At 64.9% G+C, this 16,617-nt stretch carries 13 protein-coding genes; 7 read left to right on the forward strand and 6 right to left on the reverse strand.

Annotated features, from left to right (window positions below; translation table 11 throughout):
- Nucleotides 1-134: 134 nt before the first annotated feature.
- A complete protein-coding gene (locus AC1DW2_RS21450; RefSeq protein WP_477007143.1) occupies nt 135-2,036 on the reverse strand; it encodes a M3 family oligoendopeptidase in 1,902 nt (633 codons plus the stop codon).
- A gap of 127 nt (nt 2,037-2,163) precedes the next feature.
- Here AC1DW2_RS21450 and AC1DW2_RS21455 point away from each other — a divergent pair, with 127 nt between their 5' ends.
- The 3 genes from AC1DW2_RS21455 to AC1DW2_RS21465 all read left to right on the forward strand — a co-directional run bounded on the left by AC1DW2_RS21455 (nt 2,164) and on the right by AC1DW2_RS21465 (nt 8,112).
- Entirely contained in the window at nt 2,164-3,660 is a 1,497-nt protein-coding gene (locus AC1DW2_RS21455; RefSeq protein WP_071909756.1) for a sigma-54-dependent transcriptional regulator, read from the forward strand.
- A gap of 366 nt (nt 3,661-4,026) precedes the next feature.
- Entirely contained in the window at nt 4,027-6,219 is a 2,193-nt protein-coding gene (locus AC1DW2_RS21460) for a L,D-transpeptidase family protein (RefSeq protein ID WP_477007144.1), read from the forward strand.
- Nucleotides 6,220-6,504: 285 nt separating this feature from the next.
- A complete protein-coding gene (locus tag AC1DW2_RS21465) occupies nt 6,505-8,112 on the forward strand; it encodes a peptidoglycan L,D-endopeptidase MepK (protein WP_283017559.1) in 1,608 nt (535 codons plus the stop codon).
- Nucleotides 8,113-9,057: 945 nt separating this feature from the next.
- On the opposite strand, the gene AC1DW2_RS21470 is transcribed toward AC1DW2_RS21465, so the two are convergent.
- The 3 genes from AC1DW2_RS21470 to AC1DW2_RS21480 all read right to left on the reverse strand — a co-directional run bounded on the left by AC1DW2_RS21470 (nt 9,058) and on the right by AC1DW2_RS21480 (nt 10,408).
- Nucleotides 9,058-9,483, reverse strand: a complete 426-nt coding sequence (locus AC1DW2_RS21470) for a hypothetical protein (RefSeq protein WP_063981109.1) — start codon at nt 9,481-9,483, stop codon at nt 9,058-9,060.
- Nucleotides 9,484-9,635: 152 nt separating this feature from the next.
- Nucleotides 9,636-9,908, reverse strand: a complete 273-nt coding sequence (locus tag AC1DW2_RS21475; protein ID WP_014492426.1) for a DUF2312 domain-containing protein — start codon at nt 9,906-9,908, stop codon at nt 9,636-9,638.
- Nucleotides 9,909-10,105: 197 nt separating this feature from the next.
- On the reverse strand, nt 10,106-10,408 hold the full coding sequence (locus AC1DW2_RS21480) for a DUF1244 domain-containing protein (protein ID WP_063981108.1): 303 nt from the start codon (nt 10,406-10,408) through the stop codon (nt 10,106-10,108).
- Nucleotides 10,409-10,588: 180 nt separating this feature from the next.
- Between AC1DW2_RS21480 and AC1DW2_RS21485 the strand changes: the two genes are divergently transcribed.
- On the forward strand, nt 10,589-11,188 hold the full coding sequence (locus AC1DW2_RS21485) for a DUF1036 domain-containing protein (protein WP_063981107.1): 600 nt from the start codon (nt 10,589-10,591) through the stop codon (nt 11,186-11,188).
- Nucleotides 11,185-12,621: a pyruvate kinase gene (pyk, locus tag AC1DW2_RS21490; RefSeq protein ID WP_063981106.1), complete on the forward strand. Its 1,437-nt coding sequence runs from the start codon at nt 11,185-11,187 to the stop codon at nt 12,619-12,621. Before AC1DW2_RS21485 ends, pyk begins: the two co-directional genes overlap by 4 nt.
- A gap of 151 nt (nt 12,622-12,772) precedes the next feature.
- On the opposite strand, the gene AC1DW2_RS21495 is transcribed toward pyk, so the two are convergent.
- Together AC1DW2_RS21495 and AC1DW2_RS21500 are read right to left on the reverse strand one after the other, a co-directional pair.
- Entirely contained in the window at nt 12,773-13,453 is a 681-nt protein-coding gene (locus AC1DW2_RS21495; protein ID WP_063981105.1) for a TetR family transcriptional regulator, read from the reverse strand.
- Nucleotides 13,454-13,903: 450 nt separating this feature from the next.
- The gene (locus AC1DW2_RS21500; protein ID WP_014492421.1) at nt 13,904-14,068 is read right to left on the reverse strand and encodes a Flp family type IVb pilin; all 165 of its coding nucleotides are present in this window, start codon (nt 14,066-14,068) and stop codon (nt 13,904-13,906) included.
- 399 nt (nt 14,069-14,467) lie between these two features.
- Between AC1DW2_RS21500 and AC1DW2_RS21505 the strand changes: the two genes are divergently transcribed.
- Both AC1DW2_RS21505 and AC1DW2_RS21510 read left to right on the forward strand, forming a co-directional pair.
- Nucleotides 14,468-15,955: a hypothetical protein gene (locus AC1DW2_RS21505; protein WP_063981104.1), complete on the forward strand. Its 1,488-nt coding sequence runs from the start codon at nt 14,468-14,470 to the stop codon at nt 15,953-15,955.
- A 238-nt stretch (nt 15,956-16,193) separates the two neighbouring features.
- Nucleotides 16,194-16,472: a hypothetical protein gene (locus AC1DW2_RS21510; protein WP_187387924.1), complete on the forward strand. Its 279-nt coding sequence runs from the start codon at nt 16,194-16,196 to the stop codon at nt 16,470-16,472.
- The last annotated feature ends 145 nt before the right edge of the window (nt 16,473-16,617 follow it).

The raw sequence follows: 16,617 nt of genomic DNA on the forward strand, positions 1-16,617 counted from the left end.
CGCGAACGTTCAATCCCACGTAGCAAATTGCCAGCCCCCGCCGCGAAGATCGCCCGCGCCCACGGATGGAACTGGGGCCGCAAAAACTTGCAACACCCGCATTCCGTGCGCCGGGAAGGAACTCGCGCTTCGCCTCAGCCCATCGCCTCGAGCTCGTCGATCATCCCGGCGATGACCGAGAGACCGCCGTCCCAGAATTTGGGATCCTTGGCATCGAGCCCGAACGGCCGCAGCAGCTCGGAATAATGCTTGGTGCCGCCGGCGGCGAGCATGTCGAGGTAGCGCTCGGCAAAGCCCTCGGCCGCGTTCTCGTAGACGGCGTAGAGCGAGTTCACGAGACAATCACCGAAGGCATAGGCGTAGACGTAGAACGGCGAATGGATGAAGTGCGGGATGTACATCCAGTAGTTCTCGTAGCCCGCCTTGATCTCGATCGCCGGCCCGAGGCTCTCGCCCTGCACCGACAGCCAGATCTCACCGAGCCGCGTCGCGGTGAGCTCGCCGTTCTTGCGCTCGGTGTGGACCGCGCGCTCGAACGAATAGAACGCGATCTGCCGCACCACGGTGTTGATCATGTCCTCGACCTTGCCGGCGAGCAGCGCCTGGCGTTGCCGGGCGCTCTTGGTCTGCGCCAGCAGCCGGCGGAAGGTCAGCATCTCGCCGAACACGCTCGCGGTCTCGGCCAGCGTCAGCGGCGTCGGCGCCATCAGCGCGCCGTTCTTCGCGGCCAGCACCTGGTGCACGCCATGGCCGAGCTCATGCGCGAGCGTCATCACGTCGCGCGGCTTGCCCTGGTAGTTCATCAGCACGTAAGGATGCGCCGACGGCGTGGTCGGATGCGAGAACGCGCCCGGCGCCTTGCCGGGGCGAACCGGCGCGTCGATCCAGCGATCGGTGAAGAAGCGCTCGGCGATATCGGCCATTTTTGGCGAGAAGCCGCGATAGGCCGTCAGCACCATGTTGCGCGCATCGGGCCAGCCGATGACGTCGGTCGCGGCGAACGGCAGCGGCGCGTTGCGGTCCCAATAAGCCAGCCGCTTCTTGCCGAACCACTTCGCCTTCAACGCATAATAGCGATGCGACAGCTTTGGATAGGCCGCGCGCACCGAGGCGACCAGCGCGTCCACCACCTCGCGCTCGACGCGATTGCTCAGATGCCGAGAATCCGCGACGTCCTTGAACCCGCGCCAATTGTCGGAGATGTCCTTGTCCTTGGCGAGCGTGTTGGTGATCAGCGCAAAGGTGCGCTCATTGGCCTTGAAGGTCTTTGCCAACGCTTCGGCCGCAGCCTTGCGCTTTGTGCCGTCACGGTCCTGCAGGAAATTGAGCGTCGGCTCGATCGCGAGCTCTTTGGCGCCGACCTTGAAGCGCAGGCCGGAGATGGTCTGGTCGAACAGCCGGTTGAAGGCGGAATAGCCGGTCTGCGACTTCTCGAGGAAGAGCTGCTCGAGCTTGTCGTCGAGCTGGTACGGCTTCTCCTTGCGCAGATCCTCGATCCAGGGACGGTAATGCGCGAGCTCGGCGGCCTGCATCGCGCGGTTCAAAATATCGTCATCGACGCGGTTGAGCTCGAGCGCGAAGAACAGGAGATGCGTGGACGCCGCCGTCAGCCGCTCGGAGACATCGCCGTAAAACTTTGAAATCGTGGGATCAACGCTGTCGCCGGCATGGACGAGGCCGGCATAGGAGCCGAGACGCCCAGCGAGATCATCGATCGCCTCATAGCGTCGCACCGCCTCGGCGAGCCATTTTCCGCCATCTTCGTTTGCTGTCCCTGTGGCGAGCTTGCCCTTGTAGTCGGTCTCGAACGCGACGCAATCGGCGTCCATCCTTTCGAGATCGCGCGCCACTTCCGGCGCATCGATCCCGGAATAGAGGTCGGCGAGGTTCCATTCCGGAAGCCTGCCGGTCTTGCCCGCAGGCTTTGCGGGCTTGGAGGACTTTGCCTTGGCGGCGGATTTCCTGGTGCTTGGCTTGCGGAGAGCGGGCTTGCTGGAGGCAGATTTCTTGAGAGCAGATTTGGAGCGCGAATTCATTGTGTGGGAAACCTGTGTTCAACAAGCGCGACGGCGGGCGGGGGCATCAAGGTTTAAGAGTGCGTTAATCGGCTTCGGCCAGAGTGACCCGATTCGAGACAGATAGTAGTAGCGTGCGGGGAACACCATGGCTGCCTGTATTTTGATCGCCGACGACGACGCAGTAGCCCGCCGGCTGGTCGAGAACATGGTGCAGAAATGCGGCTATGAGACGGTCGTCGTGGACTCCGGCGACGCCGCGATCGCCGCCCTCACCGCCCCCGATGCACCGGCGATCGACGCCGTCATCCTCGATCTCGTGATGCCCGGCCTCGACGGCATGGGCGTGCTGGCGAAAATCCGCGAGGCCGGCCTCGGCGTCCCCGTCATCGTGCAGACCGCCCATGGCGGCATCGACAACGTGATCTCGGCGATGCGCGCGGGCGCGGCCGATTTCGTCGTCAAGCCGGTTGGCTTGGAGCGGCTCCAGGTCTCTCTGCGCAACGCACTCAATGCCTCCGCGCTCAAGGGCGAGTTGCAGCGTATCCGTCACAGCCGCGAGGGCCGGCTGACTTTCTCCGACATCATCACCCGCGCCGAGGCGATGGCGGCCGTGATGCGCGCCGCGCAGAAGGCCGCGGGCTCGTCGATCCCCGTGCTGATCGAGGGCGAGTCCGGCGTCGGCAAGGAGATGTTCGCACGCGCCATCCATGGCAGCGGCGAGCGCAAGGCAAAGCCGTTCGTCGCGGTCAATTGCGGCGCGATCCCCGACAATCTGGTCGAGTCGATCCTGTTCGGTCACGAGAAGGGCGCCTTCACCGGCGCCACCGAACGGCACACCGGCAAGTTCGTCGAGGCCCATGGCGGCACGCTGTTCCTGGACGAGGTCAGCGAGCTGCCGCTCACCGCACAGGTCAAGCTGCTGCGCGCACTTCAGGAAGGCGCGGTCGAAGCAGTCGGCGGGCGCAAGCCGTTGAAGGTCGACGTCCGGATCATCTCCGCGACCAACCGCAGGCTGCTGGAGCGGGTGAAGCAGGGCCATTTCCGCGAGGATTTGTTCTATCGCCTCCACGTGCTGCCGCTGACGATCCCCTCGCTGCGGGCGCGGCGTGAGGACATCCCGCATCTGCTCCGGCATTTCCTGGCGCGCTTTGCCGCCGAGGAGAACCGCCTCATCACCGGCATCAGCGGCGAGGCCGTGGCGCACCTCGCCCAGCTCGACTGGCCCGGCAACATCCGCCAGCTCGAAAACGCGGTCTACCGCGCGGTGGTGATGAGCGAGGGCGACCAGCTTGACCTTGCCGACTTCCCCCTGCTCACCCCGCAGCCGCATCTCGAGACCGACATCCCGACCGCGCCGCTGATGCTCGAGCCGATCGCGGCGCCCTCGGTGGTGTCGGGTGGTGAAATACCGATCGCGCCGCTGCCGCTGGCGGGGACCCTTTCCATGCTGACCCCCACCGGCGACGTCCGCCCGCTGGACGACATGGAGAACGAGATCATCCGTTTCGCGATCTCGCATTATCGGGGACAGATGTCCGAGGTCGCCCGCCGCCTCAAAATCGGCCGGTCCACGCTCTACCGCAAGCTCGACGAAGCCGGGGTTCCCGGACATGGCGGCAAAAGCGGTGAGGAGACGCCCTGAGCCTCATGCGAACGGAGGTTCGCCTGGCGTTGCGATGACGCCGCAAGCCCTTCGCATTACGGCAAAATCCGGCTGCGACGTGAACCGTGACTTGGAAGTGACAGACACATGGAAAAGCGTCTGCCAAAGCCGCACAATCCGTTGCAAACGGGCTTTCTTGAAGTCAGTTTGTCGTGAGTTGTCCCGGGTAGCGCTGGCCGCCCAAACGGGGCCTGTATATCGTCTGCGTAGGATTCGTTCGTCCGCGTATGAATCGTTGCGTGCAGGCGTGCAACTTTCGAGCGGCCGGCGCAGTTTAGCCCGAAGCTCATTAGGCGATAATGAAGCTGTTCCACGAGGGACAGTTCACCCGAGGGGTGCGACACAATGCGTGACTGTTTGAACCACCGTGCGGGCTTTGACCGCGTCTTGATGACGGTCGCGGCGACCTTCCTCACGGTATCGGCCAGCTCGGCCCTGGCGCAGGATCAGGTGCGCAGCAGCGCCGCCGAACTCGCGATCGAAGCCGCGATCCCGCGCCCCGAGCCCGCCAACGTCCCGCCCCCGACCGCATCCGACATCAAGCTCGACACCACCGCGACGGTTCAGGACTCCGCAAAGGAGCCGACCAAGGAACCGGTGAAGGCCGAAGCCGCGCCAGCCCCCGACAAGGTTGAGACCAAGCCTTCCGACGTCGCCACCACGCCTGCAGCTGAGGCGCCGAAGAACGAAACCGCCAAGACCGAGCCTGCCAAATCCGAACCGGCAAAGGCCGACACCGCGACGGCAACGCCGGCCGCGCCTGCGGCCCCCGCTGCGGCTCCGGCCGCCGAGCCGGTGAAGGCCGCGAGCAACGTTCCCGCCGCCGACCAGCCGGTCGCCGACAAGCTCAAGGACATCATCGGCGCCAAGACCTCGCGCCATTTCGACCGCAAGAACGAGCGCGCCGCGATCGAGAAGTTTTACGGTGCACGCGACTTCGCGCCGGTCTGGACCCAGGCCGGCAGCCTGACCGCCGCGGCCAAGGGCGTGATCGCGCGGCTGAAGGATGCGGCCTCCGATGGTCTCAATCCCGCCGACTATCCGGTGCCGGATTTCGCCGCCGCCACGACGCCCGATGCGCTCGCCGATGCCGAGCTGAAGCTCACCGCCAGCATGTTCGACTATGCGCGCCAGGCCCAGAGCGGCCGCATGCACTGGTCGCAGGTCAGCGGCGACATCCTCTATCCCGAGCATCCGGTCGATTCGAGCGAGGTGCTCGCCAAGGTCACGACCGCAGCCGACGCCTCCGCAGCGCTCGACAGCTACAACCCGCCGCAGAAGCTCTACAAGGAGCTGAAGGCCAAGCTCGCCGAGCTGCGCGGCCAGGGCAGCGGCCCGGTGATCGAGATCGCCGACGGTCCGGCGCTGAAATACACCCCGGCCGGCAAGAAGCAGGCTGAAATCGTCGTTGACGATCCGCGCGTGCCGCAGCTCCGCGCCAAGCTCGGCCTCGCCGAGAACGCCAGCGACACCCGCTATGACGCCACCGTCGCCGAAGCCGTGCGCAAATTCCAGAACAGCGCCGAGATGAAGGTAACAGGCATCCTCGACGACAAGACCGTCAAGGCGATCAACACGCCGAAGCGCGACAAGCAGATCGACGTTGTGCTGGTGAACATGGAGCGCTGGCGCTGGCTGCCGCGCGACCTCGGCGTCCCCTCGCTGGGCGATGCCTATGTCATCCTCAATATTCCTGACTACACACTGAAGGTGATGCAGCGTGGCCAGCAGGTCTGGACCACTCGCGTCGTCACCGGCAAGCCGGGCACGCATGCGACCCCGCTGCTCACCGAGACGATGAAGTACATCACGGTCAATCCGACCTGGAACGTGCCGCCGTCGATCGTCTACAACGAATACCTGCCGGCGCTTCAGCAGGACCCGACCGTGCTCCAGCGCATGGGCCTCAAGCTCGAGCAGAACCGCGACGGCTCCGTGCACATCTCGCAGCCGCCCGGTGAAGCCAACGCGCTCGGCCGCATCCGCTTCAACTTCCCGAACAAGTTCCTGGTCTATCAGCACGACACGCCGGACAAGAACCTGTTCGCCAGGGACGATCGCGCCTTCAGCCATGGCTGCATGCGCGTGCAGAACCCGGATCAGTACGCCTCCGTTCTGCTCAACATCGCCATGCCGAACGAGAAGTACACGCCGGAGCGCGTGCGCAGCATGTACGGCAAGAGCGAGATCGACCTGAAATTCCCGACGCCGATCCCGGTCAACATCACCTACCAGACCGCGTTCGTGGACGATGGCGGCAAGCTGCAAATCCGCAAGGACGTCTATGGCCGTGATGCGACCATGATCAACATCCTGAAGAACGGCCGCGGCAAGGACCTCGAGAACGTCGTTGCTCACTCCCAGCCGAGCTATTCACGCCCGGCGACGACGCTGCCCTCGGGCGTGGCGATTGCCAACAATGGCGGCGGCTTCGGCTCGTCGGGTCCGAACTTCTTCGAGCGGCTGTTCGGGGCGCCGACCCCGCCGCCGGCTCCGGTCGGCCGCCGGCCGCAGCAGCAGCGGGTGTTTACCCGCTGAGGCCTCCCCGATCGGTCTTTGTCGGAAATTCTCTAGTAAGATCAGCGACCTCATCCCCCTGGATGGGGTCGCTTAACGTTAACCATTCTCCACCCGAACTCCGGCAGCGGGCGTTTTTTTGCCACACTGAACCGCTTAGGTTCGTATTCTGACTTGGTTTGGGGTCGAGAAGGTCAACCTCGAATTAACCTTCTCGCTTTAAGAAAGCGTTCATCCTCTTTCGCGCGCTAACGGGGTTGCCGGGAGAGTCCATTTTGAACGCTCGTCGACTGGGTGGGCTCATTCGTGCTGACAGGTTTCGCACGCAAATTCGCAGTGCTGTCGTTGTCCCATGCGGGAGTGAAGGCCGGATCCCGGATCGGCCTCGCTTCCGCACTGCTGCTTGCTGCCGCGGGCTCGGTCCATGACGCCGCCGCGCTGAACGAGACCAAGACGCTCTCGTTCCACCACACCCATTCCGGCGAAGACCTCACCGTCACCTTCAAGCGCGATGGCCGCTTCGACGAGGCCGCGCTGAAGCAGCTCAACCACTTCCTGCGCGACTGGCGGACCCAGGACGAGACGGTCATGGACCGTCGCCTGTTCGACATCCTCTGGGAAGTCTATCGCGACGTCGACGGCAAGCAGCCGATCCAAATCATTTCCTCCTACCGCTCCCCCGCCACCAACGCGATGCTCCGCCGCCGCTCCTCCGGCGTGGCGCGCTTCAGCCAGCACATGCTGGGGCATGCGATGGACTTCCACATTCCGGGCGTGCCGCTGGAGCAGATCCGCTTCGCCGGCCTGCGCCTGCAGCGCGGCGGCGTCGGCTTCTATCCGACCTCCGGCTCGCCCTTCGTCCATCTGGATACCGGCAGCATCCGGCACTGGCCGCGCATGACGCATGACCAGCTCGCCCGCGTGTTCCCGGATGGCCGCACGGTCCACGTTCCGACCGACGGCACGCCGCTGAAGGGCTATGAGCTGGCCAAGGCCGACATCGAGCGCCGCGGCACCGGCGACGATTCCGGCAGCAAGCCGAGTTTCTTTGCCGCTCTGTTCAAGAGCAAGTCGGCTCCCGCCGCCACGAGCAGCGACGAGGATGACGAGGGCGCGCCCGCCCCGGCCGCGAAGTCTGTTGCGCCGACCGTGGTTGCCGCCGCGGCCAAGCCGGCCGATCCGGTGCCGACACCGCGCGCCAAGCCGCAGATCGCCGCTGCGATCCAGCTCGCTTCGGCCGATGCGCAGCTCGTTGCACCGCCCAAGCCGAAGCCCGCGCCCGTGGCTGACAAGCCTGCGGCCGGTAAGCCGGAGACCCCGGCCGACATCATCAATGCCCGCGGCTTCTGGGATGCCCCTGCGACCCCGCAGCAGGCGACGCCAGCTCAAGTGGCGGCGTTGAAGGCCCGCCAGGCGCTCGCCGCCGCCACCGAGCCGCAAGCAACCGCGTCCGTCTCCAGCGCGGCCTATCAGGCGCTGGCCTATGCGCCGGCGTCCGCCTCCCCGGTCGACCGCGCCAACGTCGTCGCCGCCTCCGCGCTGGTCCCGCGCACAGGCCGCCCCGTTGCCACGACGCGCGGCCTTGCGCCCGCGACCGAGATCAACACGGTGGTCGGCAAGAGCATCGACGGCAGGATCGCAACCGCGACCCGCCTCTCCGCCGCCAGGGGCGAAAGCATCTGGCTCAAGATCGTGATGCTGTCGCCGAGCGCCAGCCGCGCGATGTCGGTGACGTTGATGGGCGAGCTGGATACCGTTGCCCTGCGCGGCTATTTCGTCAAACCGCAGGCCGTGATCGCGATGGGCTTTGCCGACGATCCGATGCAGGGCCTGTCCTGCGATAGCTTTACGGGCAGTGCGACCGCGAAGCTCGAGACGACGTCGTTCGTCATGCGCACCGCGGCGCTGCGCTGAGATCTTTCCCCTCACGCCGTTCGGTAGTCCCGCAAGCCGGGATGAAGCGCAGCGCAATCCTGGGGCACGACAGCGCCACACGCTCAAGTGTCGTCCCGGCCTGGTGCGCATCCGCACTAAGGGAGATTCCCCCACTTCCAACGGGTAATCCACCCGGTATCGCTACGCATTCCAAACGCGCATTGTGGCAATGCGCCCAGAACGGACGCGATGACAAAGTCCGAGGACGCGATTGCGTTTGCCTTGGTGTTCCGCGTTTCCGCAGCGGCGCCGCATCTCAAGGGAAGTCGCCACAGCGAAGTAGGAGCATGCGATGTCAGTTCCATGCAAGTCTGAGCTCAGCCTTCTGAACCACGACGAGCGCGAAGTCATATTGAGCACGCACCATCCCGTGGTCGGAGAGATGGAGCGCGATGGACTTGAGAGCCTTCGCGCCCGACTTCGGGATCTGCGCGACAGGGAGCGTACATTGTCGCGGCATCGACGCCGCGAAACAAAGGGAACAGCCGACCCGCGCGGCAAGAGTTTCTCCGGCACGGCAGAGCATGCAAACCGGCGCCAATCGGTTTTCGCTGCCGCCATCAAGCGCGTCAAGAACGAGCTGAGGCGCATCCGGAAGTTTGAAGCACGACGGGAGCTCGGGGAAGCGGCGCGACGGGCGTTAGCACTCCGTCGGGCGCGTCAGTTTTCTCGCCCGCAGACGACCCCAACTTCGCATGACGGCATGCGGTCCATCCCAAGCCGTCGCCGGCTCAAGAAACTCCCACCGGAAAAAATCGGAAGAGTCTCGCAGGCCAACAAGCGGGCGCAGGCCCGACGAGACGCCAAACGCGGACGCGGCAATTGAGACCGAGACCGACAATCTTGCGGATCGAGGCTGCGTGCCGGACCGGCGCAATGGCGTCCTCGCCACTTCCAAGACTACAGTGTCGAAGCCTGCAGCTTCTATCTCGCTTTCCTGACCCGCCGATCCAGATGATATGTCAACGCCAGCGAGAGGCAGACGGTGAGCTCCTGCTTCGGCAGCGCGCCGGATAGGGGCAACAGCAAAGCCCTGGTCTGCCGATATTCGAACTCATCGGGAAAGCGCTCGCGAAAGGTATCGATCAACGTCGTCTTGCAGTTGAACAGGATGGCGGCGCGCTCGGAGTCCTTCAGGCGGCCGAGCCGGATCGTGCTGCCGCTGCCGGTCTCATCGGTCAGGTAAGCCGGCTCGCCCCATTTCAGCGTTTCGGTGAGCTTGCCGACATCGTGATGTGCCGCAGCGGTCGCGAAGATCAGCTCACGTACCTGGAGCAACCGCTTGCCGATCGGCGCCGGAAGAGCGCCGAAGGCACGGCTCACCTCGCGCGGCAGCGGCGGCGCAGTCACAGCGGTCTCCGTTCACAAACGAAGTGCAACACGCCACGCTTGTAGCCCGGATGGAGCGAAAGCGTAATCCGGGGAATGCTTCCATACTGCGAGAACCCGGATTTCGCTGCGCTCCATCCGGGCTACGGCAGCAGTGCTAGAGGCGCATCGCCTCAGAGCATTCCCAGCGCCTGCATGTAGGTCTCGAGGATGGTCTCGGCCTCGGCGCGCTCGTTCGGGTCCTGCTTGCGCATGCGCACGATGGTGCGCAGCGCCTTGACGTCGTAGCCATTGCCCTTGCTCTCGGCATAGACGTCGCGGATGTCGTCGGAGATCGCCTTCTTCTCTTCCTCCAGCCGCTCGATGCGCTCGATGATGGATTTGAGCTGGTCCTTGGCAAATTTCGTCGCGGGCTCGTCGTCGCGGACGGCGGCGGAGGTGGCCATCTTGGTACTCCCAATGGAACTGGCAAAACGAGGTGACGCCGGCATCCTCACCGCGCGTGCTGGTTGACCCTTAGGGTTCGCGGCTCTCGCGTTCAAGCAAGCATCGCGCTCGTCCACAGCGCGCCCACACCTTCCTGCGGCGAGGCCAAGAAAGAGTTGTGTGGTGCGACTCACCGCCGGACTGCCGGCGAGGCCGTTCAGTGCCCGGGGTGAACCTTCTTCATCGCCTCGAGCTGCTCGGGCGCGGCCGTGCCCTGGTATTTCGACTTCCAGGTCTCGTAGGGCATGCCGTAGACGGCCTCGCGGCTCTCGTCCTTGCTTAAGCTCACGCCCTGCGCGTCGGCAGCGTCCTTGAGCCAGTTCGACAGGCAGTTGCGGCAGAAGCCGGCCAGATTCATCAGATCGATGTTCTGGACGTCGGTCCGCGTCTTCAGATGATCGACCAGGCGCCGGAAAGCGGCCGCCTCGAGCTCCGTTCTGGTTTTGTCGTCGATTGCCATGGCTGGATCCCTTCGGCCTGAATTGGTTCTGCCCCCGATGGGGGTCACCCTTACGGGATCAGGTGGGCCCTTGTCACAGATTTTGCCATATCACGGCGCAAACGGCGCCAGAGCCAACCCGAAGGCCGGTTCCCCGGCCCTACGCCAAATCGTCAATCATCTGGTATACGTTCCGCGACAATGATCGCCGAATCTCCCCGCGCCCCCCTTCGCCTGCTCGCCCGGTTGGTCCCGGTGCTGGTGGGTGGCCTGCTGTGCCTGTGGGCCAGCCCGGCCTCCGCCGACTTCCGGCTTTGCAACAACACCTCGAGCCGGGTCGGCATTGCGCTCGGCTACAAGGACGCCGAGGGCTGGACCACCGAGGGCTGGTGGAACATCTCGTCCCGCTCCTGCGAGACCCTGCTGCGGGGAACGCTGGTCGCGCGCTACTATTACATCTACGCGATCGACTACGACCGCGGCGGCGAATGGTCGGGCCAGGCCTTCATGTGCTCGCGCGACAAGGAATTCACCATCCGCGGCACCGAGGATTGCCTCGCGCGCGGCTACGACCGGACCGGCTATTTCGAGGTCGATACCGGCGAGCAGCGGGCTTGGACAGTGCAGCTGACCGACGCCAACGAGCAGCCGTCACAGCAGCAGCGCGTGCCCGGCCTGCCGGGCCCTGTCGGCCCGGGTGGCGGCGTTCCGGGTTTGCCCAATAGTCCGCCCGGTGGTACGCCCCCCGCCGCGCCTGGCCTTCCGCCAGCTCCCTCGCCACCGTCTGGAAATAAGCCATGAGGCGTCTTCGCCGTATCAAGATTCTCGCGACCCTGGGACCTGCCTCTTCGGACCTCGCGATGATCCGCCGCCTGTTCGAGGCCGGCGCCGATCTGTTCCGCATCAACATGAGCCACACCCCGCATGACAAGATGCGGGAGCTGGTCGCGACGATCCGCAACGTCGAGAGCAGTTATGGCCGGCCGATCGGCATCCTGGTCGATCTCCAGGGCCCGAAGCTCAGGCTCGGCGCCTTCGCGGAAGGCGCAGTCCAGCTCCAGAACGGCCAGATCTTCACGCTCGATTCCGACAAGACGCCGGGCGATGCCACGCGCGTCAATCTCCCGCATCCGGAGATCCTGGCTGCACTCAGGCCCGGCCATTCGCTGCTGCTCGACGACGGCAAGGTGCGCCTGATCGCGGAGGAGACCTCGAAAGAGCACGCGGTGACGCGTGTCGTGGTCGGCGGCCGGATGTCCGACCGCAAGGGCGTCAGCCTGCCCGACACCGATTTGCCGGTCTCCGCGATGACGCCGAAGGACCGCGCTGACCTCGAGGCCGCGCTGGTGACCGGCGTCGACTGGATCGCGCTGTCCTTCGTGCAGCGCGCCGACGACGTGATCGAGGCCAAGAAGATGATCCGCGGCCGCGCCGCTGTCATGGCCAAGATCGAGAAGCCGCAGGCGATCGACCGCCTCGCCGACATCATCGAGGCCTCCGACGCGCTGATGGTGGCGCGCGGCGATCTCGGCGTCGAGCTGCCGCTGGAACGCGTGCCGAGCCTGCAGAAGCAGATGACGCGCATGGCGCGCCGCGCCGGCAAGCCGGTGGTGATCGCGACCCAGATGCTGGAATCGATGATCCAGTCGCCGGTGCCGACCCGCGCCGAGGTCTCGGACGTCGCCACCGCCGTCTATGAAGGCGCCGACGCCATCATGCTGTCGGCGGAATCGGCGGCCGGCAAATTCCCGGTCGAGGCGGTCTCGACCATGAACCGCATCGGCGAAGAGGTCGAGCGCGACCCGATTTATCGTTCCGTGCTCACCGCGCAGCGCCCCGCGCCGGAATCCACCGCCGGCGACGCCATCGCGGACGCCGCCCGCCAGATCGCCGAGACGCTCGATCTGCCGGCGCTGATCTGCTGGACCAGCTCGGGCTCGACTGCAGTGCGCGTCGCGCGCGAGCGGCCGAAGCCGCCGATCGTGGCGATCACGCCCAACATCGCGGCCGGACGCCGGCTGGCGGTGGTCTGGGGCGTGCATTGTGTGGTGGCGGAAGACGCGCGCGACCAGGACGACATGGTGAGCCGCGCCGGCCAGATCGCCTTCCGCGACGGTTTTGTCCGCGCCGGCCAGCGCGTGATCATCGTCGCTGGCGTGCCGCTCGGCATCCCCGGCACCACCAACATGGTGCGCATCGCCTCGGTCGGCCCCGAGGGCGGCGCGGATATCTAGTCCGCGGGAGCCCGGCAAACAAAAAAAGACGAAAACAACCCCATGCACAGTAGCCGGCGTTGCCGGCGAAGGTGCTCGGGTTTTGTGGAAAGGCGCGCTCGGGCAATGACCTGAGCGGAATCGGGTCTCGGCCCCGGTCGCGACCTGCTCTTCAGGCCCCGACCAGCGCTTTCGCGGTCGGCAGCAGCGTCTGCTGCACCACCAGACCGCGGGCGCGGGCGTCCATCACGCCGACGGCGCGCAGGGCCAGCAGCGTCACGGTCTGCACCGCATCGCGCATCCTGGCGGGATCGTCGAGATTGTCGGGCGCGAGCGGCCCGACCAGGGCCTCATGCAGCGCCCCCAACAGCGCGGTGGCCGCCAGCGCGGTATCCTGCGCCGGCAAATGGCCGGCCCGCACGGCGGCGTCGATCCGCGCGGCCATCTCGCCGGCGATCTCGCGGCGGCTGGCGAGGCGGGACGCGCTGACATCGACGTCGACCGGCTCGGCCAGGATGCCCCAGGCCAACCTGCGCTGCGACAGCGTGTGGACCGCCACGGTGGTGACGGCCGCCGCCAGCGCCGAGGATGGGCCGGGCGCGGCATCGGCCGCCCGGCGGATCGCCGCGAGCTCGTCGCGCGACACCTCGGCAATCAATTCGGAGATCAGCTCGGACTTGGACGGGAAGTAGCGGTAGACCGTTCCGGCCGCGACACTGGCCCGGACCGCAACCGGCGCGATCTGCACCGCCGCCATCCCGCCTTCCGCCGCAGCTTCCCGCGCTGCAGCAAGAATCGCACTGCGCCTGGCCGCAAGGCGCTTCACCACTTGATGCGTTCGCCGATAAACCATGGCGCGCTTCCTGTCCCACACGCCAGCCGCACGCCCCGCGCGGCCGAACGCGTCGTCCCTGCAATAGATGCAAATCGTCCCGCAAGGACTGAACAACTATTCAAAGTGAATGACAAGATGCAAATGCGTAGAACGTCACGCCAGACGGACGGGAGCGCCAAGCCTGCTGACGCCGGCTGGAGGGCTTTGAAGAAGAACGTGCGGGGAAGCTTGCCTGCGGGCCCATCCTTCGAGACGCCCGCCTACGGCGGGCCCTCGGGATGAGGTCGCGTTTCGCGGCAAGATATCAGACCCTCTTGGTGAGGAGCTCGCCAAAGCGGGCATCTCCGGACGATGCTCCGCATCGCCGGGCGAACCATGCAGGCCGAGCAGCCTCCGGCTCACTCCACCCCGCAAAAGAAAAGAGCCCCGTCCGGGACGGGGCTCTCGAAACTCTCAGATCGTCCGGTCTTACTTGAGGCTGGACGAGATCGAACCGAACTTGGTGTTCAGCGAGCTGCCGAGGTTGTTGACGACGGTGATGATCGCCAGCGCGATGCCGGCAGCGATCAGGCCGTATTCAATGGCGGTGGCGCCGGATTCGTCCTTCACGAAACGCGAAACGAGGTTCTTCATAGACTGCTCCCAAAGAGTACACGAGGCTTACAAATGGTCTGGTCTTCTCGGCTTCCCAGCGCCGCCCGACCATGGAACCGAACCTAGAGGCAAAGAATTGCGCCGCAGTTAATTCGACTGCGGAAACACGAAGCGGATTGCACGTATTCGACGATGGTAAAGGAGAATTGAAAACAATCCGTTAAATCGTAGCTATCCGCGGCGACGCCGCTGCGGCGCGATTTACCCGAAGTTATGACCGCGCATGGTCCAATGCCGCCCGCTCGGCCTGAAGCACGACGAGATGAATCGTTCATCGCGCTTCAGGTTATTGTTTGAGCATGATCTTCTCGGAAAACCGCTACACACTTTTCCGGATCATGCTCCGACCGACAAGAACAAGCAGGACGACGAGGCGGCATGTCCCTTTCCTTTGCCAACAGCATTGCGATGCAGAGCCGCGCGCGCGCACTGCTGCCGCTCTGCGTCGGTGCCGGCACCTATCTGTTCTTCCTCTTCGTCGGCGACACGCTGCTTCAGGACTCCGACTCGTTCTGGCAGATCAGGATCGGGCAATGGATCCTCGATCACGGTGCCCTGCCCTACACCGACTTCTATTCTTTCACGCGCCCAGGGGAATCCTGGATCTCGACGTCGTGGCTGTCACAGGTGCTGTTCGCCTTCTCCTACGCGCAATGGGGCTGGGCCGGACCCGTGATCCTCACCGCGACCGGGATGGCGCTCACCGCTGCGGTCTTCGTCTATCTCCTTGACGCGCAGATCGAGGCGCCGCGCGCGGTGCTGTTCGCGATGCTGGCGCTGCTGCTGTCGATCCATCACGTGCTGGCGCGTCCGCATATTCTGGCGCTGCCCGTCATGGTGGCGTGGGTCGGCCTGCTGATGGCGGCTGCCGACCGCCGAAGCGCGCCGTCCTGGACCTGGCTGCCGCTGATGGCGCTTTGGGCGAATTTGCATGGCGGCTTCGTGCTGGGCCTCGCGCTGATCGGCCCGATCTCGCTCGAAGCGGTCGAGCATGCCGAGAAGGGACAGCGGCTGAAGCTGTTCATGCGCTGGGTGCTGTTCGGCGTCGGCGCGCTGATCGCTGCCTGCTGCACGCCTTACGGCTGGCGGACGCTGATGGGCGCGACCAACATCCTCAGCCTCGGCGAATTGCTGTCACTGATCTTCGAATGGATGCCGGCGAACTTTGCCACCTTCACCGGGTTCGAAGGCGCACTGCTCGGCCTGATCGCGCTCGGCTATTATCGCGGCCTCGTGCTGTCGGCGCCGCGGATCTTCCTGATCCTGTTCCTGACCTGGACCGCGCTGACCCATGTCAGGAATATCGAGGCCTTCGCCTTCCTGGTGCCGCTGGTGCTGGCAAAGCCGCTCGGCGAGATGTTCCCGCGCCCGCCAGCGGACACCGCCGACGCAGACCGCTGGCCGGCCCGCTATGTCACCGCGCTCGGCGCGCTCATGATCGTGGCCGCGAGCTGGACCTCGACCTCGCTCTACATGGGACACCATCGCTTCACGTTCACGATGACGCAGACGCCGGTTGCGGCGGTCGACCTGCTCGAAAAACTCGGGGTGCAGCGCATCTTCAACGCCTATCAGTTCGGCGGCTATCTGATCTCGCGCGACGTCCCTGTGTACGTCGACGGCCGCGCCGAGCTCTATGGCGAAAAGTTCGTCATGGACTTCTTCAAGGCGACGGAAGGCAAGAAGCCCGAGCTGCTGCCGCGCCTGCTCGACCAGTACAAGATCGACGCGACGCTCCTGGTCGCCGATGCGCCGGGCCCGCAAATCCTCGATCAGCTCAAGGGCTGGAAGCGGATCTATACGGATGACATCGCGGTGATCCATGTGCGGGACAATGCGGACGGAGCGGCGCCGCCGTCGAAGTGAGGAAGCGACTTCCGGCGCGTCCTCTCAGATCCGACGTTCGCTTAAAGATGTGAAGCGGACCTAGGCACGCATTCCGGCCATTTCGCCGTTTGCCCCAAGGCGGTCGTCAAGCGGCAATGTCAGTTGCTGTTAATTCGACTTATGCGCCCGGAGTCAGCGTAGCAGCGATGACAAGGGCTCGCGCGGTTTTCGTATGGGCTTGAACCATCTGCCTCGTGTTAACGACCAAGAGCCAATCATGTTCGACGATCTGATGACCCTCCTGGTTATTCTGTCCTTCGGCTTTCCCGCCATGCCATGGTTTTTGGGTGCGCGATGGGGGTCGAGAGGAGTTTGGCTCAGTACAGGATTTGCCGTAGTCATCCTGTTATGTTTTTTTCCAATATTGTTCTGGGTTGCATGCGGTGCCTGTGGGCAGGGCGCGATAGCCATCTTTATGCTGGGGCCGATCTGGATTGCTTCGGCATTGCTTACGGTCACTTCKGCGGCGTTCGCTTACTACAAATTCGCGCGCTAATTTCCGCAAGACCGCGAAGGCGCTAGGGGGTAACGATACCGCCCACGCTGGGCATCGCAGATGAAGTGATTGAGTATGGCATCAGCGATGTCAGCTTGTGGCCCATCAGCGAAGTGGCGACACCTTTCATTGAGGCCCGCTTGGT

The organism is Bradyrhizobium sp. P3_C3, from assembly GCF_056402655.1.